A 22481-nucleotide genomic window follows, 5' to 3' on the forward strand; every position below is an offset into this window, starting at 1 on the left:
GGCACCGGTTATAGGTTCGGGTCATGTCGGACAAGCAGACCTCGAGTGTGACCGATCGGGCCCTGACCGCGCCCGCCCACGACGTGCCGGCCGTGCTGGCCGAGATGCGAGATCGCATCGAAATCGCGGACGCCCTCTATCGTTTCGCGCTGGGCCAGGACCGCAAGGACAGGGAGCTGTTCGCCTCGGCGTTCACTGTGGACGCCGAGCTGGACTTCCGTCCCGCCGCCGATCGCTGGGGTGCGGCCCCGCCCATCATGACCGGGCGGGACACCATCGTCGACACGATTCTCGCGATGTTCACCGGCCGGGTGATCACCACTCATCAGGTCACCAACCCGCGCATCACCATCCAGGGCGACACCGCCCACATGACCGCCCTGGTGGAAGCTCAACACCTGCTCATCGACGCCCCGGAAACCCGTGCCCTACTGAAGAATCCGTACATCCTGGAGTTGCACCGCGACGGCAACCGCTGGCTCATCCACCGCATGCGCATCGAAAACACCTGGTACACCGGCAATCCCACCGCCATCTTCGGCGGCTGAATCGCAATGTTGCCGATCGAATCCTTTCCGGCCGCCACTCGGCGGCCGGAAACGTTCGAAGAGCGGAAACTCAGTAGGTGTAGAAGCCGCGGCCGGTCTTGCGGCCGAGGTAACCGGCGTCGACCATGCGGCGCAGCAGCACCGGCGGCGCGTACTGGGGCTCGCCGAATTCGGCGTAGAGGGATTCGGCGACGGCGAGGGTGACGTCGAGGCCGACGGTGTCGGTCAGGCGCAGCGGGCCCATGGGGTGGGCGCAGCCGCTGACCATGCCCTCGTCGATGTCCTCGGCGCTGGCGAAACCGGTCTCGTACATGCGGATCGCATTGCAGAGGTACGGGATGAGCAGGGCGTTGACGATGAACCCGGCCTGATCCTTGGATTCGATGGTGCGCTTGCCGAGCACGTCGCGGGCGAAGGCGGTCACCTTGTCGACGACCTCGCGGTCGGTCTTGAGCGTCACCACGATCTCGACCAGCGGCAGCACCGGCACCGGGTTGAAGAAGTGCACGCCCACCACGCGGCCCGGGTTGGCGGTGGCATTGGCCAGCCGGATCACCGGGATCGAGGAGGTGTTGGTGGCCAGGATGGTCTCGGGGGAGACGATGGCGTCGAGCTTGGTGAAGAAGTCGGCCTTGAGCGACTCGATCTCCGGCGCGGCCTCGATGACCAGCTCGCGGTCGGCGAAGTCGTCGATCGAGGTGGTGAGCACGACCCGGCCACGAGCGGCGTCGGCGTCGGCCTGCTCGAGCCGACCGGACTTCACCGCCCGCGCGAGGGACTTGTCGATCCGCGTCTCCGCGGCCGCGGCCGCCTCGGCATCGCGTTCCAGAATCAGCACCGAGCTGCCCGCGCGCGCGGCCACCTCCGCGATGCCGGCACCCATGGTTCCGCCGCCGATCACACCGATACGTTCCACTGTCGACCTCTCCTCATACTCGAGTTACTCGCACCCATCTTTCCGGCTGGCCCGGACCCACTCTCGGCTGGGCAGGCATTGTGAAGTTGGTAACCGGCCGGTGCTCAGCGGTGCAGGGGAGTCGCCTCCCGCAGACGGGTGAGTTTGTGCGGGTTGCGCACGGAGTAGAGGGCCGTGATGCGGCCGTTGTCGATGCGCAGGGCCAGGACCGTATCGATCTGATCGCCGAGCCGCAGGACGAGTGCCGGGTGACCGTTGACGGTGGCCGGTTGCGCGGACCTGATGGCGAGATTGCGCCGGCCCGCGGCCAGCAGCGCGGCGACCTTGTCGGCGCCGACGATCGGGGTGAGCGCGGCTCGGGCGACGCCGCCGCCGTCACCCAGGAAGACGACATCGGGGGCCAGAATGTCCAGCAGGTGTTGCAGGTCACCGGTATCGACCGCGCGCTGGAAGGCGGCGAGGGCCGCACTGGTGTCCGCGGCGGAGACGACGCCGCGCGGGCGGCGGGCGGCGACGTGCGAGCGGGCTCGATACGCGAGCTGACGGACCGCCGTGGCGGATCGGCCGACGGCCTCGGCAATTTCCTCGTAGTCCAGGTCGAAGACTTCGCGCAGCACGAACACCGCGCGCTCGATCGGCGTCAGCGTTTCCAGCACCAGCAGCATGGCCATCGAAATGTGTTCGGCCAGTTCGACATCGTCGGCGACATCGGGCGCGGTGAGCAGCGGTTCGGGCAGCCACGGCCCGACATAGGACTCCTTGCGGCGGCCGAGGGCGCGCAGCCGGTCGAGCGCGCGGCGGGTGACGATTCGGACCAGATACGCGCGGCGGTCCTGCACGGTGTCGAGGTCGACGCCGATCCAGCGCAGCCAGGTCTCCTGCAGCACGTCCTCGGCGTCGGCGGCCGAGCCGAGCATCTCGTAGGCCACGGTGAACAGCAGATTGCGGTGCGTCACAAAGGCTTCGGTGGCGGGATCGGGGGTCGTCGCTGCCATGGTGCCTGCTTCCTGTTCGGCGGTCCTACCCACTCGACGCCGGACCGGGCCGGTTCGTAACACGGATTCCGGATGGTTCACATCACAGTGCCGCGGTGTTATGCCGGTCCGTCGCCAGTCGTCTGGTGATCGTCCAATTCAGTACCGCAGGAGAGGAACACCTCCGATGGAACCCCGTTTCGACATCAATGCCAACGAGCTCGGTGCCAAGTTGGGCAAGCGTTTCGCGAACACCAGCATGGCGATCATGCAGGGGCCGCTGCCGAAGTCCCTGATCGAGCTGGTCGAGTTGCGTGCCAGTCAGATCAACGGCTGCGGATTCTGCGTCGACGCCCACACCAAGGAGCTGGCCGCCGCGGGCGAGCCGGCCGTGCGGATCAATCTGGTCGCCGCCTGGCGGGAGTCCACGGTGTTCACCGACACCGAGCGGGCCGCGCTGGCCTTCGCCGAGGAGGGCACCCGGATGGCCGACGCGAATCATGGTGTCTCCGAGGACACTTGGGCCTCGGTGCGCAAGCACTTCGACGACGATCAGCTGGCGGCGCTGGTCTATCTGGTCGCCATGATCAACGCGGCCAATCGGCTGGCGGTGATCACCGGTCTGAAGGGCGGCGGCTACCAGGTGGGGGCCTTCGAAGCCGCCGGCGCCGCAGGGTAGGCCGCAGGCATCAAGGAACCGGAAATTTCGGCTGCCGGTCGGTAATGAACCTGCAAGGGGCCGGGGGCCGAGCGGGCCTGCGGTAGCAGGATCGAGCTTCCGAGCCAGATCGGCAGAAGAGGCAATGGTGATGGGAAGCAACGGCGGAGCACTCCTCCTCTCGTCTTTCGACGTGCGGTGGTCGTTGGCGGATTCCGCGTTCATCGCACGATCCGACCAGCATCCGGGTGTGGTCGCCCGTGACGAGTGGTCGTCGCTGGCGGCGCTCGAAGGTCTGATCGATCTCATCGAACAGCAACGCCCGCAAGGTCATTCGGCTGATCGGTCTGCCGCCTGACCCTCGAACTCTAGCAACGCTAGACGAACTAGCGCGACGATGGTATCGTCGCTCTAGTTCCTAGCGATGGTAGAAATCGAGGAGTGATCGAGATGACCTTCACCAGCAATGAGCAGCAGTTCCTCGCCGAGGCCGGGATCGGCCGACTGGCCACGGTGTCGCCCGACGGTGTCGTCCAGAACAATCCGACCACCTATCGGGTGAATGACGACGGCACGATCGATATCGGCGGCCAGCGGATGCGGGCCAGTCGAAAGTACCGCAATGTGGAGGCCGGTAGCCGGGTTTCCTTCGTTGTCGATCAACAGGTTTCCTTGGAGCCGTACGTGATTCGCGGTGTCGAGGTACGCGGCACGGCCGTGGCACTCGACGATCAGGAGCCGCCGTTCCCGCCCCAGGAACGTGCGATCATCCGCATCCACCCCGACCGCATCATCTCCTGGGGCATCGACGGCGAATCCTTCGACTTCACCAGTCGCGGTGCCTGACCGGACACGTGGTGTGCTGACAGCGCTGTGACAGTCTGACCGCCGAGAGTCGTCGCTGCCGGAGCGGTTCCGGCCTCGAATTCGAAGGAGCATCATGCGAATCGCCGTTGCCGGGGCATCCGGGCATATCGGGGCCCTGACCGTCGACGTGCTCGACAAGGCCGGGCACGAGGTGGTGCGGATCAGTCGTGCTGCGGGCGTGGATCTTTCGACGGGCAGTGGGCTCGATGCGGCATTGGCCGGTGTGGACGCGGTCGTCGACGTCACCAATTTCACCGTGATCGAGCGGGACGAGTTGGTGGCGGCCTTCGGCGGCGCCACCCGCAATCTGCTTGCCGCCGAGCAGCGGGCCGGGGTCCGGCATCACGTGCTGCTGTCCATCGTCGGCATCCACGGGGTCGACGGCAATGCGCACTACGCCGGGAAACGCGAGCAGGAACGACTCGTCTCCGAGGGACCGGTGCCGTGGACGATCGTGCCCGCGACGCAGTTCCACGACTTCGCCGCCATGGTCGCGAGCTGGACCGAAACCGACGGCGTCGCCACGATCGCTCCGCTGCTCGTGCAACCGATCGCCCCCGCCGACGTGGCCGACATCCTGGCCGAAATCGTCACCGGCGCACCGCAACAGCGATACCGCGACATCGCGGGCCCGGGCCCGCAGGACCTGGTCGACATGGCCCGCCGAACCAATGCGGCGCGAGGTCACACCGTCGAACTCGTGCCGACCTGGTCGGGGCTTTTCGGCCCGGAAATGGCGGGACCGGTACTGCTCCCCGCCGCGGACGCGCGCATCGCCCCCACCACCTTCGACCGCTGGCTGGCCGACCAGCGTTGAACCCCGTTCTGAGGGTTGCGGTCTGCGGCGGCCGGAGGTTCGACGAACTTCCGGTCGCCGCAGGTGTTTTCAGCCCTGGACCGTGGGGAGTACGACCAGGTCGGCGATGTTGAGGCGGCGGGGGAGGGCGACGGTGTGGGCGATGAGGTCGGCGATGTCGGAGGCGGGGAGGCTGTGGTTCTGCTCGCGCCACTCGGCGAGGGCCTCGAACTGGTCGCGGTCCTGCATGGCGTCACCGAGTTCGGTTGTCACCAGGCCGGGTTCGACATTGTGCACGCGCAGGCCGCGGGGACCGAACTCGGCGCGCAGGATGCGGCTCAGGTGGGAGACGGCGGCCTTCGTCGCGCCGTAGACGCCGTAGTTGGGGAACACCGCGTGCGCGCCGATCGAGCTGATGTGCACCAGATCCGCCGCGCGGCCGTCGGCGGCGGCCGCGAGCAGATCGTCGGTGAACGCCCGGCTGGTGTAGAGCAGGCCGTTGACGTTGGTGGCGATCATCTGATCCCACTCCCCGGTGTCGGCGGCCTCGAAGGGCGCGGGCAGCATCACCCCGGCATTGGCCACCACCAGATCCGCGCGCCCGAGCTCGGCGCGGACGACCTGCGCCGCCGCCAGCACGGAATCCTGGTCGCGCACATCGGCTTCCACCGCGATACCCGAGATATCCGCGGCGAGCTCCTTGATGCGGTCGGCCCGGCGCGCGACCAGCGCGACGCGTGCGCCGTCGGCGGCCAACCGGCGTGCGGTTGCCGCGCCGATCCCGCTGGAGGCTCCGGTGACCACCGCGATGCGGCCGGCGAGAGGGGCGTTCGAGACAGTCATGACTGCGGTACTCCTGTGAGTCGGGAAGCCGGAACCGTTCCGGCCGAGTGACTCTCGGCGATCACACTGTCAGTGGGCTGTCACCGCGCAGGTAGGGCTCGGTCTCGCTCGCGGGGGCGCGGTCGAGGAGGTCGATGATCTGTGGGTTCTCGGTGGCCGCACCGATCGCACATGCGGCGGCGAAGCGCTCGGGGGTGAGCGCCGTGCGGGCCCGATCCCGTGCGCGGCGCAGATCCGCGCCGACCAGCCGAATTCCGGTGCGCTGGTTGATCCGTTCGACCACGCCCACAATCCGGGCCGCGTGCTCGAAAGCGCCGTGGGCCACCTCGAGCAGGGCGTACCCGCCCGCTATCGCGGCCAGCAGCACCGGGAACGCGGGCTGGGCCAGTGCGCGGACGGATGCCAGTTCGCGGGCGGCGTCGTCGAGCTGGCCCGCCTCGGTCAGGGCGGCGGCGTAGAGCAGCAGGTGCTCGACCGGGTCGATGACACGAATGGCGTCGTGCGGGACCAGCGGCGCGCGTCCGGGCGGGAGCAAGGAGCCGGGCAGCTGCCGGAACAGCGCGATCGCGCGCTGCGGATCGCCGCGCAGCAAGGCCAGCTGCGCCTGATTCGCCGCCAGCGATTGCCGCACGACCGGGGCGAGCCGATCCGCGGGCAAGTCCTGTGCACGGGCGAGATACGGTGCGCCGCCGTCGATGTCGCCCGCGTACAGATGCATTCCGGCGGCCTGGCTCAGCACTCCGACCTGTTCGGAGACGCTCAGTTCGTCGACGAGCAGGTCCACGGCCCGCGCGATGATCGGGGCGGCGGTGTCCAAGCCGGAGAACCGGATGTGGAAGCGAGCGCAGGCGATCAGCGCCCGGGTGTGCGAGCGCGGATCTCCGTGTCTGCCCAGGCATTCCACCGCCTCCATCAGCATCGGCAGCCCGGAACGGGGTGTGTCGCCGCCGAGTGCGTCGTAGCTGTGCAGGAGCAGAGCATTGCCGCGCAGCCAGCCGTCCTCGGCCGCGGTGCATTCGGCGAGCAGCTCGCCATCGCCGTCGACCTTCCGGCGCAGCGCCAGAATCAGCACGAAGATCGGATGCGGCGGGTGGGCCTCGGTCATGGCGGTTCGCACCAGCCGCTCGAATTCGACTGCGTCGCCGTCGATGCGCATCCACCAGATGCCGAGCACCTGGGGCGGCAGGCCCGCCGCGTAGCGGGAGGCCAGATAGGCTCCGGCGCAACCGTCCGGCGGGTGATCACCGATCAGCGCCAGCACCTCGCCGCGGTAGGCGGTGAGGACTTCGTGATAGCCGCACAGCACCCAGAACCAGGCGAGGTTGCCGTGCAGGCGAAGTGCGCGTGCGCCGTCACCGGTGCGGATCGTCCAGCGCAGCGCGGCCTCGAGGTTGCCGTGGTCGGCGGACAGTCGGCGCAGCCAGTCGTGTTGAGCCGGGCCGAGCAGCCCCGTCGCGGCGGCATCGGTGAACTCGATGGCATAGTCGGCGAACGTGCGGGCCAGCAGGCCGGACTCGCCGGAGAGCTCCAATTGCCCTGCGGCATAGGCTCGGACGGTCTCGGCCATGCGGTAGCGCTCGCCGTCGAATTCGATCAGCGACTTCGCCACCAGTGCGGCGAGGACGTCGATCGTGTCCGCGCCGCAGGTCCGGAGGATCGCAGCGAGGGTGGCGCCGCAGGCGAAAATCGAGAATCTCCGGGCCAGTTCGGCTTCCGGCTCGGTGAGCAGTTCCCAGCTCCAGGCCACCGCCGCCAGCAGGGTCCGATGACGCGGCACGGCATACCGGGCGGAACTGGTCAGCAGTCGGAATCGGTCGGTGAGGCGGGCGGTGATCTCGCGCAACGGCAGGGCCTGCAGGCGCGCGGCGGCCAGCTCGATGGCCAGCGGCAGCCCGTCCAGGCCGCGCACCAGCGCGCACAGGTCGGCGCAATTGTCCTCGGTCACTGCGAAATCTGGGCGGACCGCCGCGGCGCGATCGGTGAACAGGCGCACGGCGGCCGAGCTTTCGGCCTCGGCGCGGGTCGCATCGGCGGCGGGCAGGGGCAGGGTCCGCACCGGATGCAGGCGCTCGCCGTCGATGCCGAGCGCCTCGCGGCTGGTGGCCAGCACCGTGAGCAGCGGAAGACGTTGCAGCAGTGCGGATGTTACCTGTGCCGTGGACGCGGCCACGTGTTCGCAGTTGTCGAGCATCAGCAGCATCCGGCGGTCGCGCAGGGTGTGGCACAGGGTTTCGAGCCAGCCGCCGCCGGGTTCGGAGCGCTGGTCGACGTGGCCGAGCGCGGTGAGGATGGTGCGACCGACCACGGCGGGGTCGGCCCGGCCGGGGCGTTCCCGTTCCAGCACAGCGAGTTCGACGAACACGCAGCCGTCCGGCCAGTCACCCGCGTGCGCCTCGATCGTTTCGGTGGCCAGCCGCGTCTTCCCGACTCCGCCGGTCCCGACCAGCGTCACCACCCGGGACACGCTCAACATCAGAGCGATCCCGTCCACGTCGGCGTCGCGTCCGACGAAACTCGTGAAACGCCGTGGCAATGCCGAAGGCAGGGGATTGCTCACGGAGGGCAGAGCGTTGCGGAGCGAGGGTAGAGCCTCGATCGGTGAGGACGGGTCCGGCCGCACGGAAGATGATTGCCATGCAGTCGATTTGGTGTCCTCGCCATCATTCGGCGGCGCGTCCCGGACCTCGGCCAGCGCCTCGCGCAGGACGGCGGCGGGCGCGGTGCCCAACTCGCCGCGCAGTAGTTCCTCGATGCGCACGAACGTCCGAATCGCCTCGGACCTGCGGCCGACCGCGTGCAGCGCCGTGATCAGGCGGGCGGCGAGAGTCTCCCGGAAGGGGTGCGCGGCCACCTCGGCGGCGAGCTCGTGTAGCACCTCACCGCTGCGGCCGAGCGTGCGGTACGCGTCGGCCCGCAGCTCGATCGCGGCGAGGCGCTGATCGGTCAACTCCAGTGCGAGAGTGTGTAATCCGGGGGATTCGGCGACATCGGCCAACGGGGCGCCGCGCCATTCGCCGAGTGCCGCGTCCAGGCGTTCGGCCGCCCGTTCGGCGTGTCCGGCGGCCAGCAGCGCGCGGCCCTCGGCGAGCGCGGTGGTGAATCGGTGGACGTCGGCCGCCTCCGGATCGAGGGTGAGTGAATAGCCGCTGTCGTGCCGGATCACCCTGTCCGGCAGCCTGGTTCGCAGGCGCTTGACCAGGGTTTGCAGGGCGTTCACCGCATCCACCGGCAGGTTTTCGTCCCAGATGCGGTCGATCAGGCGCGCCACCGGTACCGGCCGCCCGGCCTCCAGGGTCAGCAGGGCCAGCAGCGCGCGGACCCGGGGACCGCCGATCGGGATCTCGACGTCATCGGTCGCCGTCACCGGCCCTAGCAGCCTTACCTGCATGAATTCGTCCCCTTCCCGATCGAGACAATATTGCGTCCGATGGACACTATTGTCAAATGCGGTGCGCCGACAGTCCATTGCCAGCGGGCCCGGCGAGGCTGCGGCCATGAAGATCACCCCGCGTTCCCTGCTACCGACCCTGGCGAGCGTCGTCCTCGCCACCAGCCTGCTGACGACCGCCTGCTCGGCCTCGAAATCCGACTCGCCGACCCCGGTTTCGCCGGTCGCGGCGGCGCCCCTGCCCGGCTTCACCGAGGGCACCGCCGACAATGGCGGCGTCGCAGTCCATTACGTGGTGGGCGGCCACGGTCCTGCGGTGGTGCTGCTGCACGGCTGGCCCGAAACCTGGCGTGCCTGGAGCAAGATCGCGCCCGACCTGGCCGCCGACCACACCGTGGTCGCCATCGATCTGCGTGGTTTCGGGGATTCCGGATTCGCCCCGAAGGATGACGGCGGCTATACCGCCCTGGCCGTCGCCTCGGATGTGCATGCCGCCGTGCAACAGTTGCAACTCGGCCGCATCGATCTGGCGGGGCACGACTGGGGCGGTCAGATCGCCCTCGCCTATGCGGCGCGCTACCGCGACGAGGTCAAGCACCTGGCGATCTACGAGGCCCCGCCGGGGGCCGACTATCTCGGCATCGTGCAGGCCAAACCCGGTGTGATGTGGTGGGATTGGTTCAGCAAGGGGCCGGGCGACGATCTGCCCGAGCGCCTGGTCGCGGGGCACGAACGCGACTTCTACGGCCATTTCTACGATGAGTCGGCCGGTGCCATCGACGCTGCCGAAACCGGCCATCTGATCGATGCTTTCAGCCGCCCCGGCCGCACCCATGCGGGCTTCGAATACTTCCGCCAGCAGGATGTCGGTCTGAAGGAGGTGGATGATCTCCTCGCCCGCGACGGCAAACTCACCATCCCGGTCCTCGGTGTGGGCGGCGAGCGCAGCCTCGGCCCCGCTGTCGGTTCCCTCCTGCCGCGAGTGGCGGACCACCCCGCCACCGATGTGGTCCCCGGCGCGAATCACTGGGTGCTGGAAGAGAACCCGACCTATGTGCTGACTGCCCTGCGTAGATTCCTCACGACCTGAGTGTCGCGGGTCGGCACCGGGCGGGCCGAATCAGCGCAGGCCGTCGAGGAATTCTTTGACCGCCTTGGCGAACCCGTCGGGGTCGGCCGCGTACACGAAGTGGTCGGTATCGAGTTCGACCAAACGGGTGTGCGGCCGCCGGTCGACCATGGCTTGCGCCTGCTCGGCGGGAATTGCGCCCCGGGCGCCGCGGACGATCAGGGCCGGGCATGTGCTCGCCAGCCAGTCGGCCCAGTGGTCACCGTGCACCAGCTCCTCGGAGTCGATGATGTCGAGCGGGTGGAACGGCAGGCTCCAGGAACCGTCGGCCCTTTCGCGGACCAGGGCAGCGAAATGCTGTGCGAAGGGCCCCATTTCGGTGATGAGCTGGTCGCGGGTGGCGGCCTCGTAGGGCAGGGCGCGTAGGAATTCGAACGGGTTGGGCCCTTCGAGTCCGAGTGAGACGGCCGCGTCGGCGTTGATGATCGCGTCGACGCGGCCGGGGTGACGAGCGGCCAACTGGTAGGCGTTGATGCCGCCGACGGAATGTCCGAGCAGCACAGCGCTTTCGAGACCGAGGTGGTCCAGCAGTGCGGCCACATCGGCGACATAGCCCTCGCGGGAGTAATCCGCCGGGCGGTCGGAGTGGCCGTGTCCGCGCTGGTCGAGCGCGATCAGCCGCCACCCGTCGGCGAGGCGCTCCGCGAGTCCGGTGAAGCTCTCGGCGTCGGACATGTGGCCGTGCAGGGCGATCAGCGGACGTCCGGTGCCGCCGGAGTCCAGGTAGGACAGGGTGCGACCGGCGATGTCGAGGGTGGCGCGAGTAGTCATTGTCAGCTCCGTTTCTGTTGTGCTGACACGACTGTAGCAATGTCTTAGACAAATGTGCAATACATTTGTGCAAATGGGTTCGGACCTGGGCGGATGCGGTTCTGTCAGCCGTGAACAGGGCCGTGACAGTGCCCGGCCGCAGAGTCTGCGGTCGGTATCGGCACTATCCAGGAGACACAATGCTCGGCCTTGTTCTGATCGCGCTCGTGGTCGTCGTCGTCGGCGCGCCCGTTCTCGGGTTGCTCGGCTATCGGCAGGTCAAGCGCGCGATCAATGCCAAACGGCTGCGGATCACCGATCCACGGGGAGTGGACGAATCCGGTTTCGTCCGCATCGGCGGCCTCGCCCAATGGATTTCGATTCGCGGCGACAATCGCGGCAATCCGGTGATCGTCGAGATCCAGGGCGGACCCGGCGCATCGAACCTGGTGTTCATGCCCCGAACCCGGGACTGGGAACGGGATTTCACGATCGTGCGCTGGGATGTGCGCGGCTCCGGCAAGACCTTCGCCGCCGCGCCCGCGGACCAGGGCGAGATGAGCCTGGAGCAGATCTACCGCGACGCGCTGGAAGTCATCGCCAACGTGCGTCAGCGGATGGGGGTGGATCGAGTCCTGTTGGTGGCCAACTCCTTCGGTACGAATATCGGCCTGCGGCTGGCCCGCAACCACCCCGAGTTGTTCCACGCCTACGTCGGCACCGACCAGAACATCCACGCCGGAGGCCGCGAACGCTCGGCCTATGAGGCCATGGTCGAGCGGCTGCGAAAGGCGGGCAAGAAGAAGGAACTGGCCGAGGCCGAGGCCATGGGCCCCGACAAGTCCACGTGGACCCCCGAACAGTGGTCGCAGTACAACAAATTCGTCCTGACCAGCGACCCCCTGTCCTTCGACACCATGAAAACCGTTGTGATCCGCTCACTCTGGTTCTCGCCCCTCCACAACCTCCGGGGCCTCCGCCTGTACCTGAAGGGCATGACCTTCTCCGAACAAATGGGCGTACAAGCCGTCACCATCGACGAATGGACCGAGGGTCTCCATTTCCGCCTCCCCTTCTTCGTCTTCCAAGGCGACAGCGACGCCCTCACGCCGCCCACCCCCGCCCGCGCCTACGTCGACGCGATCACCGCCCCACTCAAGGATTTCGCCCTCATTCGCGACGCCAGCCACTTCGCCAGCTTCCGTCACCCCGACCAGTTCCAACACCTGCTGCTCACCAAGGTCCGCCCCCTCATCGCCGGAGAAACCGCCCACCCTTGAGAAGCGGAGCTCTGATCTTCATGTCGCTGTTTATGATCACGCACTGCCCGTTGCTCGGTGGGTCGCTAATGTGGCGGCGTGGGACAGGTGATGCAGGTTTACTTGGGCGATAAGGCACAGCTCGAGGGAGTGATCGGCAGTAAGGATGAGGCGTTGCTGAGTCGGCTCCTCGACGCCGGTGATGGCACGGGCGACGCGATCGATCCGAAGGTGTTGCGGGCGATCATCGATGGTGGGCCGTTCGATGAGGAGGACGCGGACGAGTACACCGCAGCCATGCATCTCATTTGCTCGGTCCTCGGTGGCCAGAGCATCGATTCCGTGGTCTTCCATTTCCAAAGCTGCCCGGACATCGTCGACATCTTCTACGACTGGGCCTTCGAGGATCTGCTGCCCGAACCGGAAGACTCCGGCTGTGCCATCTGGACCAAGGAGAGCAACGCCGAGCAACTCGACGAGCGGAACGCAGACAATGGCGCCGAGCTCATCGATGAGAACAGCGAGGGACCAGATCGGGATGAGGTCGACGAGACCTACTGGATGAGCGAATCCAAACTCGCAGGCAAGGACCTCATCTTCTTCTGGGGCGTCTAGTCTCGGCGGCCGCCAGAGAAGTTGCTTGCTCAGCTGACTTCGGGATCTATGTGGGGCTCGGGTTCGGTCAGGGCCCAGTCGATGCGTTTGCGTTGGCTCGGGTCCATTGCCAGGGATGGAATCTGGTCGATGGGGACCCATTCGACGGAGGTGCTCTCATCGCTCGTCGTGGGCTGGCCGCCGATGGCCTCGGCGCGGTAGATGATGGAGAATTCTTGCCGCACTTCGTCATTGCTCGTGTAGTGGATGAGGTGGGTTGGGTCGGTGAAGATGCCGACGATGCCGGTCAGGCGGATGTGGACGCCGGTTTCCTCGAGGGTCTCACGGATTGCTGTGCGGCTGAGGGACTCCCCTGGATCGTGCGCACCGCCGGGCATTGCCCAGTTGCCATTGTCGGAGCGACGGATCAGGAGTACTTCGTCGCTGCGGCGGACGAAGGCTCCGGCGCTGGGCCGGACGCTGTTCGCGGTGGGTGCGTTCGGGTCCTGGTGGTAGTCGATACGTCGGCCCATGCGTGCAGGGTACTGAGACGATGCAGGGTCGCGGCCATCAAATGGGCCGAGCGGTGCTGCTATTCGGCGAGTACGCGGCAGATGAATCCGGCCTCGACCAGACGGGCGTATGCCTGCCTCACTTCGTCGGGCACCTCTTGCTCGATGGCCCAGCTCCGAAATCGTGGCCGCCGAGACCGATGCCGAGGTCGACCGGGCTGGGTTCGTGGTGGAGTTGGTGGTAGTCCCAGAGGATTTCGACATCTGCGCGGTGATCGGCGGGCACGCTCGGTCGGAACGTCATCGCGGCTCAGCCGTTGAATTCGCGGACTATTTGTTCGCAGAGTTCGTGGGTGTGTAGGGCGTCGGTGGCGTCGAGGCGGTGGCCGGTGCGGATTGCGGTGAGGAAGTGGGTGACTGATTGGGAGATGCCTCGCTGTTGGCCGACCGGGGTCCAGTCGCCGCGGGGGTGGGTGGTTGTTGCGCCGTCGGTGTAGGTGATGGTGTCGGCGAGGTTGGTTACCTTGTATTTGGCATTGCCGCCGGAGATTTCGAGGGTTTCTTCCGTGATTCCGCTGCAGCGGTTCATGATTCCCATGGCGGTGAAACCATTGCCGGAGAGCTGTAGGGCGATGTGTTCGAGCTGGCCGGTTTCGGGAGTTCGGCGGCCACGGACTTGGACGTCGGTGACCTTGTCGGGGGCCAGGAAGCGCAGGGTGTCCACGACGTGGATGAAGTCGTCGAAGACGAAGGTGCGGGCGGACTCCGGTTGGGCGTGGCGGTTCTTCTGCAGGATGATCATCGATCTGTTGCGGCGTGCCGCCTCGACGTAGGCCGGGGCATACCGGCGATTGAATCCGACCATGAGGCTGCGTTGCAGGGTCTCGGCCAGGTCGACCAGGTGGCGTGCGCCGTCCAGGGTGTAGTCGAGGGGCTTGTCGACGAAGACATCGACCCCCGCTCGCAGCAGGGCATCGACCAATTCGACGTGTGCGCTGGTGGCCGCGTGTACGAAGGCCGCCCGGATGCCCGCGGCCAGCACAGAATCCAGGCTAGTATGCCGGTTGGGCAGCCGGTAGCGGTCCCCGATCCGATCCAGCCTTCCCTGGTTGCGGGTCATCAGATGCATATCCAACCCCGGCTCGGCCGCCAGCACCGGTAGATAAGCCTTCTCGGCGATATCGCCCAGCCCGATCACTGCCACGGGCAGCAGATTGCTCTCCATACCAGCCAGCTTGCCATGCGGTTATAACCAGTCGCCACAGGCCGCTATTACTCACACAGTTCGCTACCGGACGTCACTACACACCTTGTAGCGCAGCGTTTTTGGTGCCCCCGCTGGGGTTCGAACCCAGACTGTGCGGATTTTAAGGTGGCCTCTCTCGGTGTTTGTTGTCGACGGGCCGCACTGGCAGACAACGAAGTTCGGCACCTGAGTTGGGGATCAACCGGGTTGTATCGTTGGTGTGCGTTGGCTCGATGTGGCGCGCCTGCGGACTGTCTGCGGATGCACCTAGCCCCAGATGAAGGTGATGAACAGACCGTTGTAGCCACCGGTTTCGCCAGCTGTAACGGAGTGGACTCCCCAACCCTCAGTGGCCATGGCGTTCATTACCTCAGAGATGTTGTCCATGGCGATGCCGTTCGGTGCCCATTTGTTTCCCGACTGGCTGTCGGTAACCCAGATGACGCGGTACTGAGGCATGTCTGGCAGCTATTCGTCCTTGGTAGTTGAGCGAGCCTGTTTGTTCGCGTCGCTGTGTGACTGTTCTTCTCCCGGCCTCCTCAAACTGAGTTGCGTTCGTGGCCAGTGTTGAAACGGACTGGTTGCCCTCTGCTGGCCTTGGTCTTTGGGCGTGTTTTGTTGGGGCGCTTGATGGGTGGACTGGGGTGTCATAGGTCGGAACTAGTCGACATCGTCCAGTAGAGTGACGTCCAGGAGTTCGGCGGCGTCACAATGACTCGCTGGGGTCCTACTCCCTTCCCTCGGGGGTGAGGTGGCGGCCAATGCATCTCGTTGGTCGGCCGCTAGCTCGCGTTCGAGAGGAGGTGAGAAAGGAAGATGCCCAAAAAGCATCGGAAGACGGCGAAAGCCCCGGCCTTGCAGGTCGGAGCCTTCGTCTCGTGTCCGGGCCAGTTGCTGACGCTGCTCGTGGTATGGCTGCTCATGCACTGACCTTCTTGGGTTCTGGCATCGTTGCCGCGGTGCCAGAACCTGCCTTCACGCCACCTGGCCCACAAGGGCTAGGTAGAGTTTCGACATAGCCACCCTACAACAGAATCGTGTAATCGTGTACGTACACCATTACGTTCGGTAGGTGTGTATGTCACACGATTTGTCGCTGGTGGGAGCGCCTTTCGGGCGTTGGTCCATCGGGTGTTATGCACACCGACGTTCGTAATGGTTGGCCCTGGGGTGGTTGGGCACGTGTCGACGGGGCAGGTACCTACCGGCCCGTTAGGGCCTGGCTTTTCCGCGCTGTCTGAACCTGCCACGGCGCGGCCGAGTCTCTGGCGACTTCTCTTTCCCCTGGTTCCTCATACAGGCGGACCTCAGTGGAGGGAGGGCGTGTCAAGGGTGCTGTAGGCATCGCGGAGCGACGCGACGGAGGAGCGTCCTTTACTCGTCCGAGTGGAGCGAGATCATGGGCCGATGAGGAGGCATGGACAGCCGAGCATGAATGCGTTCCGGCCTTCGCCCATAGCTCCGAAGTAGTTGGGCAGCTGGCTGTTCGAGGACTCCGGGGCGAGTAGCCGGACGGTCGCCGACGCGCCTGTGCCGCAGCGAGGACACCGCGGCGTGGCGGCGGCCGGTAGGCCGCCGCCCTTGAGTCTGTATAGCCAGTTTCGGCAACGACTCGTGAGCGCCACCTCTCGCGAGGGCCGTGCAGGGGAGGCATCGGCGGACGATGGCAACGGCGTCGAACGCTGGGACGTGGGTCGCACCCGGCGCGTAGCATGGCCGCTCGTTGAGGCTTCCCTGGTGGAATTGCTGGCGCCGCTGACGGACTCGCGGCGTGCACATACGATCGCAGTGGGGCGCAGGGTTGAACGGATCGCCAAGTTGATTCCCGAGCATCTGCGGGACGAAACCGTCACTGCGGCTTATCTTCACGACGTCGGATATGGGTATCCGGTGCTCGGGTTCCATCCGATCGACGGCGCTCGGCTATTGGCCGACGGCGGGTACTCGGCCGTTACTTGCCACCTGGTGGCTTTCCACTCAGCGAGCACGGTGGAGACCGACGTGCGCGGGATCGCCTCGGATGTCTTCGAACCCTTTGTGCTGGAGGATATTTCGGGACTTGATGAGGCGAACGATTTCGTTGGGTGGGCCGACATGTCCACAGGTCCGACCGGTGAGCCCGTGGCGATAGACCACCGGCTGGCCGATATCCGGGTTCGTTACGAGGCAGGCAGCATCGTTCACACCGCCATCGACAGAGCAGAACCGTTGTTGAGAGCGGCCGTTCGGCGGGTGTCTGCTCTACTCGGGGAGTAGGCGGCGTGTGAATCCGGCGTCGACGAGGCGTGAGTAGGCGGCTCGGACGTCCTGCGGTACGTCCTGTTCGATAGCCCAGCCTTTTGTCGGGTAGACCCAGATTCGTTGGGTGTCACCGACGAGCATGTTCATCACGCGATCAACATCGCCAATGCTGGCCACGTAGTCGTCCAGGGCGAGAGGCAACGATCCGCAGACCACATCCACGTCGGGCCAGCGCTTCCGGCAGATGGCGTAGCTGCGGCGCTGCTGGTACGGCCGGGAGATCAGCATCACCGATTTGATCGAGTCCAGGTAGCCGCGCTCGCTCAGTAGGGTGCGGGTGAAGTCGATGTTGTCGCCGGTATTGGTCGCATTGGGCTCGACCAGGATTGCTTCGGCTGGCACTCCGAGTTCGATGGCTCGCTCGCGGAAGTGCACTGCCTCGCCGCGCGGGAACCGGTCCACGGTGGTCGGCGCGTTCGCGCCGGTGAACACGATCAGCGGGAAGACGCCCGCGTGGTAGAGATCGGCTGTGTAGGTGGCGACTCCGAAGTCATGGCCTCCGAGGCCGACGCCGACATCGACCGGGCGCGGCTCGTGATGCAGCTGGTTGTAATCCCAGAGGATTTCGACATCTGCGCGGTAATCCGCGGGCAAGGTCGTGGTCGGCATCGGTGGCTCCTCTACTCGGGCAGCTTGAAGTCGTAGGTCCACGAGAATCGGGATGCCGCGTGGACGCCGCGGGCGAACTCGATCAGAACATCATTCGCGGTGTAGGTGCGACGCGTCAGAATCATCACCGGTTCTCCGGCAGGCAGATCCAGAGTCTCGGTCTCCTCTGGAGTGGGCATGCGCGCGAAGATCGTTTCCGACATGTGGTCGGGTTCGTAGCCCTGCAAAGTGAGAACCGCCAGGCCGCCGCCGGGGCCTGCGGGGCCTGGCGTGGGATCCACGAGAGGCGTGCCCTCGACGATCTCCGGAAGGTAATAGCTCGCTAGCGTGTGCGTCGGCCGTCCAGCGTCCCGAACGGTGCGTGCACGCTCGTAGACGAGTGAACCCGGTTGCAGCCCATAGGCTTCCGCGACCTCCGCATCCGCTTCGATGAGCGCGACGGTCTGCGTCTGGTCGGTCCGCTGCCACGCTCGGCCGGATGCTTCGCGGTCGGCGATGAACGCGACCGTATCGCCGTACTTCCACTTCTTCTTCGAGTACCGCTCGGTGCCCAGCCGTCGCATCGGTGGACGCTCTCGCACCACGGTCCCGCGCCGCCTGATCGGCGTCACCAGCCCTTCCGCCTCCAGCTGCCCAACCGCCTGGCGAATGGTCTTGATGTTGACGCCGAAACGCTCGGCTAGCTCCTCTTGCTTGGGAAGTGTTGTCCCCGGCAGGTATTCGCCCTGATTGATGGCCTCGCGCAGGTTGGCCGCAACTTCTCGGTATCCGCTCATATCGCTGGGGTGCTCTCTCGTCGCGGTGGTGCGAACTGAACGAGTTTAAGAGTAGCTCTAACTGGGTTCATCGACGGCGAGCGTGTATAGAACAGGCTCTATTGCGCGGCGGGGCAGGCGCTGATTCAATAGAACCACCTCTATATGGCGATCCGGTTGGGTGGAGGCGAAGTGAGTCGGAGGACCAGGTTCTTCGAGTTCCCAGGTGGTCTGCTGGAGGTCGAGGCCGACCAGGGTGAGGAAGGCGACAACGCAGGCTTCTACCTGGAGTGTTTCGGGTGCTGCGATGACCATCACGACGAGCGACTGCAAGGGGAGGTAATGCGGTACAGACCAACGGCGTTGGGGTATTTGAGGGCGGACGTGTCCGGGATCGGGCAGCTCTGGGATGAGAGCCGGATTCGGCAGACGGCTGCGCTGTTGGGCTTCGATCTGGCTGGGATCGTCGTCTACGACCCTCTGTCCGGCAGACCGCCGCTGGCGCGGTTGAAAGCTCAGGCAACGCGGCTCGATGCCGAGGCTGTCATCGTTCCTGAACTCGCACATTTCGAGGGCGGTCAACTGCCGGGATCGATCCTGCAAAGGCTGGAAGTGATCACGGTGTCTCCAGCGCACACATTTGACGGATAGGCGAGGACGGCCCGCCTGCCTCAAGGGCGATGGCGTTGCCGAGGTAGAGAACGCCGCTGCTCATGCTGTAGCGCAGCGTTTTTGGTGCCCCCGCTGGGGTTCGAACCCAGACTGTGCGGATTTTAAGTCCGCTGCCTCTGCCAATTGGGCTACGGGGGCGTCTGGGTCAGACTACCGAGCCGTACGGTCGTGCTGGTAGCAGGTATTCAGGGGGGAGGGTTAGGGGGTGGGGGTGATCATGATGGGGGTTTGGACGGAGAGGAGGAGGGATTGGCTGGTGGAGCCGAAGACTTTCGAGGTGAAGCCGCGGCGGCCTCGGGTGCCTACCACCAGGAGTTGGGTGCTGGTGGAGAGGGTGAGCAGGGAGCGTTCGGGGGTGTCGTGGCTGGTTTCGCGGTCGATGCGGACATTGGGGTAGCGCTCTTGCCAGCCGGCCAGACTTTCCGCGAGGACGTAGTCGTCGAGGGCGTCCATTTCGGGGTCGTCGGAGGAACCCTCGGCATGCAGGGCGATGACGGCCACCCCGCGCGCGGCGGCCTCGTCGAGGGCCGCGGCGATGGCGGCTTCGCTGATCTTGGTGCCGTCGACGCCGACCAGGATCGGGCGGGTGGCCAGATCGAGCGGAACGGGGACGCCGTCTCGGACAACCACGAAGGGGCAGTGCGAGCGACGGGCCAGCACCGAGCTGACCGAGCCGAGCAGGGCGCGGCGCAGGGTGCCGCCGCCGCGGGCGCCGCCGACCAGCATGCGCGCGGAGCGGGTGCGCTCGAGCAGGGTGGGGATGATTGCGCCGGTGGCGAGTTCGGTGGTGACGGTGAGGCCGGGCTCGGCCTTGGCCGCCTCGGTGGCGGCGGTCTCCAGGAGCCAGTTCGCGTGTTCCTCGAGCCGACCGTAGTCCTCGGTGGTGAGGGTGGTGCCCAGGCCCAGCCCCTGATCGGGGGTGACCTCGAGCACGCGCAGCAGGTGCAGGGGCGCGTGGTGCAGGGCGGCGGTGTGGGCGGCCCAGGCCACCGCGGATCCGGCCGATTCGTCCACCGCGACGATGACGGCGTCCCCGTTCGACATGCTGTAGTCCTCTCCATCCGAATTGCGTGGCGCGGCTACGTGATAGCTGAGCGGTCGCTACCGACCCTACGCCGGAGTGCGCGCCGCGTCGCCGAGCGGCATGCTGTCAACCCGGCCAACGGCAGGACGACAACTCACCGAGAGACATACTGCCAACGGTCGCGCGAGGGTTGATTGCCCAGCGAGCTCGACGAGAAACCCAGCGTCCCAGCCGAGGGGTGTACGGGACTCGGCGAGGACGCGGGACCGGGCTGGAACAGCCCATGCACGCATCCTCATACCTCGAGCCCGGTTGAGGTCAAGTGGTGTCGGGGAAGATCACGGCCGACTCGCCCCCTCCGGCCAGAGCACCGTCACGGGAATCGCGCGCTCCCGCGCGGTGGCCACCACGTCCGCGGTCCCGCCGAACCCGCGCGCGGGCAGCCCGTCCCACACGGCCACCAGTTCCGTCGCCTCGTCGAGCATGCGCAGGCTACCGGCCTGGTGCGCTTCGGAATTCGACTCCTCGCGATCCAGCGCGATGACCCGATCCGCGGCCGCGAGCAGCCGGTCGTAGTCGGCGTGATGACTCGGCGGCAGGCTCGATCGGTACCCGCGGGCCGGAATCACGGCCGTCAACCGCCCGCCCGCATCCAGAATCGCCTGTGCGAACAGCGAATCCGGCCCGTCCGCTAGGCAGCTCACCCCGAGCAGCGGCGGTCCGCCCGGCTGGATGCGCAGCGCCACCTCCAGCCGCAGTTCCCGATCCACCAGTGCGAGCGTGGCCGCGGGCAGGCCACGATGCCCCGTGATGGCGACGCTCGTCATTGATCGTCTCGTCCGTAGAGGGTGGCGAGGGCATCGTCGAGTGCCCTGGCCTCGACGGTACGCGCGGGCAGTCCGGCCCGGAATGCCCTGGCCAGCCGGGTGATTCGCTCACTGTGATAGGTGAGACCGACCACCAGCGCCTCGGCGGCCAGCGCGCACCCGCCCTCGATGTCGCCGGAGCGCGCCAGCACCTGCGCGTGCTCCACCTGGGCGAGGGCGCGCGGCTTCTCCGCGGTCAGCGAGGCGTCCGCGTTCTGGAAGGCGATGTGCGCCGCGCGATGGTCGCCCAGCCGGGTCAGCGCGCTGGCCTGATAGCGGGCCGCCTTGGGGCCGTCGAAGACGAATACCCACGGCCACTGCGGTTCTCCGCGCTGCCGATCCACCAGCCGTTCGGCCCGCCGCAACGCCCCGAGCGCGCCCGCGCGATCCCCGGTCGCGGCGTGCGCGACCGCCAGCAGCGACGACATCCACGCACCGGCACTGTCGGGCACGTCGGGCCCCAATTGCGAGGCGGCGGTGCGCAGCAGCGTCAAACCCGCTCGCGCGTCGCCCATTTCGACCGCGTAGTGCCCGAGACTGGCCGTCATGTACGACACCAGCAGCGGATGATGCGTCCGCTCGGCATGCCGGATGGCCTCCACGTACCGCCGTCGCGCCGCCGCGTCGTCACCGCGATCGGCCGCCAACCAGGCTGCCAGCCCGGCGATTTCGGAGAGCGCCCGAAAACCGCCGGAGGTGCGCAGCCGATCTCGCACCACCCCGGCCACCAGATTGAGGTGCGCGTCGACCACCGGCGCCAGTCGATCCGACGGGATCGAGGATTCCATCCGGCGGTAGTTGGCGGTCGGCCCGGCCATGGTGTCGATGAGCTCGGATTCCGTTGGCGCGGAATTGGACAGCACCACATTGGTGGTAACCACCAGGGCGCTGGTGAGGAATTGCTTGCGGTTCACGCTCGCGTCATCCGTCGCATGATGCGGCGTGCGGAAGCCGAGTTCGGCGTCGGTCGCCACATTCAGGACCGCCCGCAGGGCGGCCCGGTAATGCTTTCTGGGCCATGTTGTTTCGCCTCGCTCCCACTTGCCGACGTGTCGTTCGTCGACGGCCCCTCGCTTGCTGGTGGCCCGGAAAACCTGGTCGTTGACGGCGTCCGCCAACTCCCGGCGAGTCATCGATTGTCCCGGCGCTCCGGGGGATTCCATGCGCAGCCGAGCCTCGATGAGCAGCTCGTTCCGTCCGGTCACGGCATGCGGCCTCTCTGCAGGACCTCTCCCGAGAATAGGTCTTCCAAGGATTTGCCGCGCCGTCGTGACCCTTATTTGCCCCGTACTTTCCCCATCGCACGCCATCGATCAATTCGGGCGCGCGGACCAACGTTGAAGTCGGCACAGTCACCGGCAGTGAAAACCCCTGAGGGATAGCCATGACATCGGAACCCAGCGCCATCGGATGGTTGCGGAGTGACATATCCGGCGAACGTCAGCAATGGGACGAGGCCCGGATTCGCATCATGGCGCACCGGCTCGGCTACGACCTGCGCAAGACGGTGGTCTTCGGTCCCTGGACCGACCGACCGGTCCATCGGCTGCGCGTGCTGGTCTCCCGGCTAACGCTGGACGCCGTCATCGTGCCCAGCGTGGAGCACTTCGACGGCGGCTGCGTCCCGGCGGAATTGGTGGCGGTCACCGACATCATCACGGTGACGCCCGAGAACACCTACGCGCGCTACGCCGCGGGTAACCTGCCCGAACGCTTCGAGGCATAGCGGCGGATTCGCCACCCGCCGCGAGGGGTGCGGGCAGCGGACCGTCGG

At 66.7% G+C, this 22481-nt stretch carries 24 protein-coding genes and 1 tRNA gene; 11 read left to right on the plus strand and 14 right to left on the minus strand.

Translation table 11 applies throughout. The annotated features are described in order from the left end of the window. The first annotated feature begins 23 nt into the window (after positions 1 to 23). Positions 24 to 548, plus strand: a complete 525-nt coding sequence (locus tag ACYVN4_RS00595; protein ID WP_460717227.1) for a nuclear transport factor 2 family protein — start codon at positions 24 to 26, stop codon at positions 546 to 548. A 70-nt stretch (positions 549 to 618) separates the two neighbouring features. Here the strand turns inward: ACYVN4_RS00595 and ACYVN4_RS00600 are convergent, their stop codons facing one another. Continuing rightward, complete coding sequence (locus tag ACYVN4_RS00600) at positions 619 to 1464, minus strand: 3-hydroxybutyryl-CoA dehydrogenase (RefSeq protein ID WP_460717228.1); 846 nt, start codon at positions 1462 to 1464, stop codon at positions 619 to 621. Positions 1465 to 1568: 104 nt separating this feature from the next. Then, positions 1569 to 2459, minus strand: a complete 891-nt coding sequence (locus ACYVN4_RS00605) for an RNA polymerase sigma-70 factor (protein WP_460717229.1) — start codon at positions 2457 to 2459, stop codon at positions 1569 to 1571. A 166-nt stretch (positions 2460 to 2625) separates the two neighbouring features. On the opposite strand from ACYVN4_RS00605, the gene ACYVN4_RS00610 reads away from it, so the two are divergent. The 4 genes from ACYVN4_RS00610 to ACYVN4_RS00625 all read left to right on the plus strand — a co-directional run bounded on the left by ACYVN4_RS00610 (position 2626) and on the right by ACYVN4_RS00625 (position 4780). Next, positions 2626 to 3117 carry a carboxymuconolactone decarboxylase family protein gene (locus tag ACYVN4_RS00610; protein WP_460717230.1) on the plus strand — a complete coding sequence of 164 codons (492 nt, stop codon included), beginning with the start codon at positions 2626 to 2628 and terminating at the stop codon, positions 3115 to 3117. A gap of 124 nt (positions 3118 to 3241) precedes the next feature. Next, positions 3242 to 3454, plus strand: a complete 213-nt coding sequence (locus ACYVN4_RS00615; RefSeq protein ID WP_460717231.1) for a hypothetical protein — start codon at positions 3242 to 3244, stop codon at positions 3452 to 3454. 92 nt (positions 3455 to 3546) lie between these two features. Continuing rightward, positions 3547 to 3942 carry a PPOX class F420-dependent oxidoreductase gene (locus tag ACYVN4_RS00620; RefSeq protein WP_460717232.1) on the plus strand — a complete coding sequence of 132 codons (396 nt, stop codon included), beginning with the start codon at positions 3547 to 3549 and terminating at the stop codon, positions 3940 to 3942. Between the two features lie 94 nt (positions 3943 to 4036). After that, positions 4037 to 4780, plus strand: a complete 744-nt coding sequence (locus tag ACYVN4_RS00625; RefSeq protein ID WP_460717233.1) for an SDR family oxidoreductase — start codon at positions 4037 to 4039, stop codon at positions 4778 to 4780. A gap of 69 nt (positions 4781 to 4849) precedes the next feature. Here ACYVN4_RS00625 and ACYVN4_RS00630 read toward each other — a convergent pair whose 3' ends face one another. Both ACYVN4_RS00630 and ACYVN4_RS00635 read right to left on the minus strand, forming a co-directional pair. Continuing rightward, positions 4850 to 5602, minus strand: coding sequence for an SDR family oxidoreductase (locus tag ACYVN4_RS00630; protein WP_460717234.1), 753 nt, complete (start codon positions 5600 to 5602; stop codon positions 4850 to 4852). 61 nt (positions 5603 to 5663) lie between these two features. Continuing rightward, entirely contained in the window at positions 5664 to 8966 is a 3303-nt protein-coding gene (locus ACYVN4_RS00635; protein ID WP_460717235.1) for an AfsR/SARP family transcriptional regulator, read from the minus strand. A gap of 85 nt (positions 8967 to 9051) precedes the next feature. On the opposite strand from ACYVN4_RS00635, the gene ACYVN4_RS00640 reads away from it, so the two are divergent. Continuing rightward, a complete protein-coding gene (locus tag ACYVN4_RS00640) occupies positions 9052 to 10080 on the plus strand; it encodes an alpha/beta fold hydrolase (protein ID WP_460717236.1) in 1029 nt (342 codons plus the stop codon). A gap of 30 nt (positions 10081 to 10110) precedes the next feature. On the opposite strand, the gene ACYVN4_RS00645 is transcribed toward ACYVN4_RS00640, so the two are convergent. Beyond that, positions 10111 to 10890, minus strand: a complete 780-nt coding sequence (locus ACYVN4_RS00645; RefSeq protein WP_460717237.1) for an alpha/beta fold hydrolase — start codon at positions 10888 to 10890, stop codon at positions 10111 to 10113. 179 nt (positions 10891 to 11069) lie between these two features. On the opposite strand from ACYVN4_RS00645, the gene ACYVN4_RS00650 reads away from it, so the two are divergent. Both ACYVN4_RS00650 and ACYVN4_RS00655 read left to right on the plus strand, forming a co-directional pair. After that, positions 11070 to 12149, plus strand: coding sequence for an alpha/beta fold hydrolase (locus tag ACYVN4_RS00650; protein ID WP_460717238.1), 1080 nt, complete (start codon positions 11070 to 11072; stop codon positions 12147 to 12149). A gap of 78 nt (positions 12150 to 12227) precedes the next feature. Beyond that, positions 12228 to 12743 carry a DUF7691 family protein gene (locus ACYVN4_RS00655; protein ID WP_460717239.1) on the plus strand — a complete coding sequence of 172 codons (516 nt, stop codon included), beginning with the start codon at positions 12228 to 12230 and terminating at the stop codon, positions 12741 to 12743. 29 nt (positions 12744 to 12772) lie between these two features. On the opposite strand, the gene ACYVN4_RS00660 is transcribed toward ACYVN4_RS00655, so the two are convergent. From ACYVN4_RS00660 to ACYVN4_RS00670, 3 genes are all read right to left on the minus strand, one after another. Continuing rightward, the gene (locus tag ACYVN4_RS00660) at positions 12773 to 13255 is read right to left on the minus strand and encodes an NUDIX hydrolase (protein ID WP_460717240.1); all 483 of its coding nucleotides are present in this window, start codon (positions 13253 to 13255) and stop codon (positions 12773 to 12775) included. Positions 13256 to 13544: 289 nt separating this feature from the next. Further along, a complete protein-coding gene (locus tag ACYVN4_RS00665) occupies positions 13545 to 14459 on the minus strand; it encodes a Gfo/Idh/MocA family protein (protein ID WP_460717241.1) in 915 nt (304 codons plus the stop codon). Positions 14460 to 14747: 288 nt separating this feature from the next. Further along, positions 14748 to 14939, minus strand: a complete 192-nt coding sequence (locus tag ACYVN4_RS00670; protein ID WP_460717242.1) for a DUF4177 domain-containing protein — start codon at positions 14937 to 14939, stop codon at positions 14748 to 14750. 1278 nt (positions 14940 to 16217) lie between these two features. Here ACYVN4_RS00670 and ACYVN4_RS00675 point away from each other — a divergent pair. Continuing rightward, positions 16218 to 16736 (plus strand): HD domain-containing protein, encoded by a 519-nt coding sequence (locus ACYVN4_RS00675; RefSeq protein ID WP_460717243.1) that lies wholly within the window; start codon positions 16218 to 16220, stop codon positions 16734 to 16736. On the opposite strand, the gene ACYVN4_RS00680 is transcribed toward ACYVN4_RS00675, so the two are convergent. Further along, the gene (locus ACYVN4_RS00680; RefSeq protein WP_460717244.1) at positions 16722 to 17390 is read right to left on the minus strand and encodes a YdcF family protein; all 669 of its coding nucleotides are present in this window, start codon (positions 17388 to 17390) and stop codon (positions 16722 to 16724) included. The two genes, ACYVN4_RS00675 and ACYVN4_RS00680, sit on opposite strands and share 15 nt — an antisense overlap. Before the next feature lie 11 nt (positions 17391 to 17401). Beyond that, the gene (locus ACYVN4_RS00685) at positions 17402 to 18166 is read right to left on the minus strand and encodes a GntR family transcriptional regulator (RefSeq protein ID WP_460717245.1); all 765 of its coding nucleotides are present in this window, start codon (positions 18164 to 18166) and stop codon (positions 17402 to 17404) included. Between the two features lie 144 nt (positions 18167 to 18310). On the opposite strand from ACYVN4_RS00685, the gene ACYVN4_RS00690 reads away from it, so the two are divergent. Next, positions 18311 to 18796, plus strand: a complete 486-nt coding sequence (locus tag ACYVN4_RS00690; RefSeq protein WP_460717246.1) for a hypothetical protein — start codon at positions 18311 to 18313, stop codon at positions 18794 to 18796. Between the two features lie 82 nt (positions 18797 to 18878). On the opposite strand, the gene ACYVN4_RS00695 is transcribed toward ACYVN4_RS00690, so the two are convergent. The 4 genes from ACYVN4_RS00695 to ACYVN4_RS00710 all read right to left on the minus strand — a co-directional run bounded on the left by ACYVN4_RS00695 (position 18879) and on the right by ACYVN4_RS00710 (position 21912). Beyond that, positions 18879 to 18955 (minus strand) — tRNA-Leu (locus ACYVN4_RS00695). A gap of 60 nt (positions 18956 to 19015) precedes the next feature. Beyond that, entirely contained in the window at positions 19016 to 19861 is an 846-nt protein-coding gene (locus ACYVN4_RS00700; RefSeq protein ID WP_460717247.1) for a universal stress protein, read from the minus strand. A 318-nt stretch (positions 19862 to 20179) separates the two neighbouring features. After that, the gene (locus tag ACYVN4_RS00705; protein ID WP_460717248.1) at positions 20180 to 20668 is read right to left on the minus strand and encodes a hypothetical protein; all 489 of its coding nucleotides are present in this window, start codon (positions 20666 to 20668) and stop codon (positions 20180 to 20182) included. Further along, on the minus strand, positions 20665 to 21912 hold the full coding sequence (locus ACYVN4_RS00710; protein ID WP_460717249.1) for a hypothetical protein: 1248 nt from the start codon (positions 21910 to 21912) through the stop codon (positions 20665 to 20667). Before ACYVN4_RS00710 ends, ACYVN4_RS00705 begins: the two co-directional genes overlap by 4 nt. Before the next feature lie 179 nt (positions 21913 to 22091). Between ACYVN4_RS00710 and ACYVN4_RS00715 the strand changes: the two genes are divergently transcribed. After that, positions 22092 to 22433 (plus strand): hypothetical protein, encoded by a 342-nt coding sequence (locus tag ACYVN4_RS00715; RefSeq protein WP_460717250.1) that lies wholly within the window; start codon positions 22092 to 22094, stop codon positions 22431 to 22433. Positions 22434 to 22481 lie beyond the last annotated feature (48 nt).

The sequence above is a fragment of the Nocardia heshunensis genome (assembly GCF_054782115.1).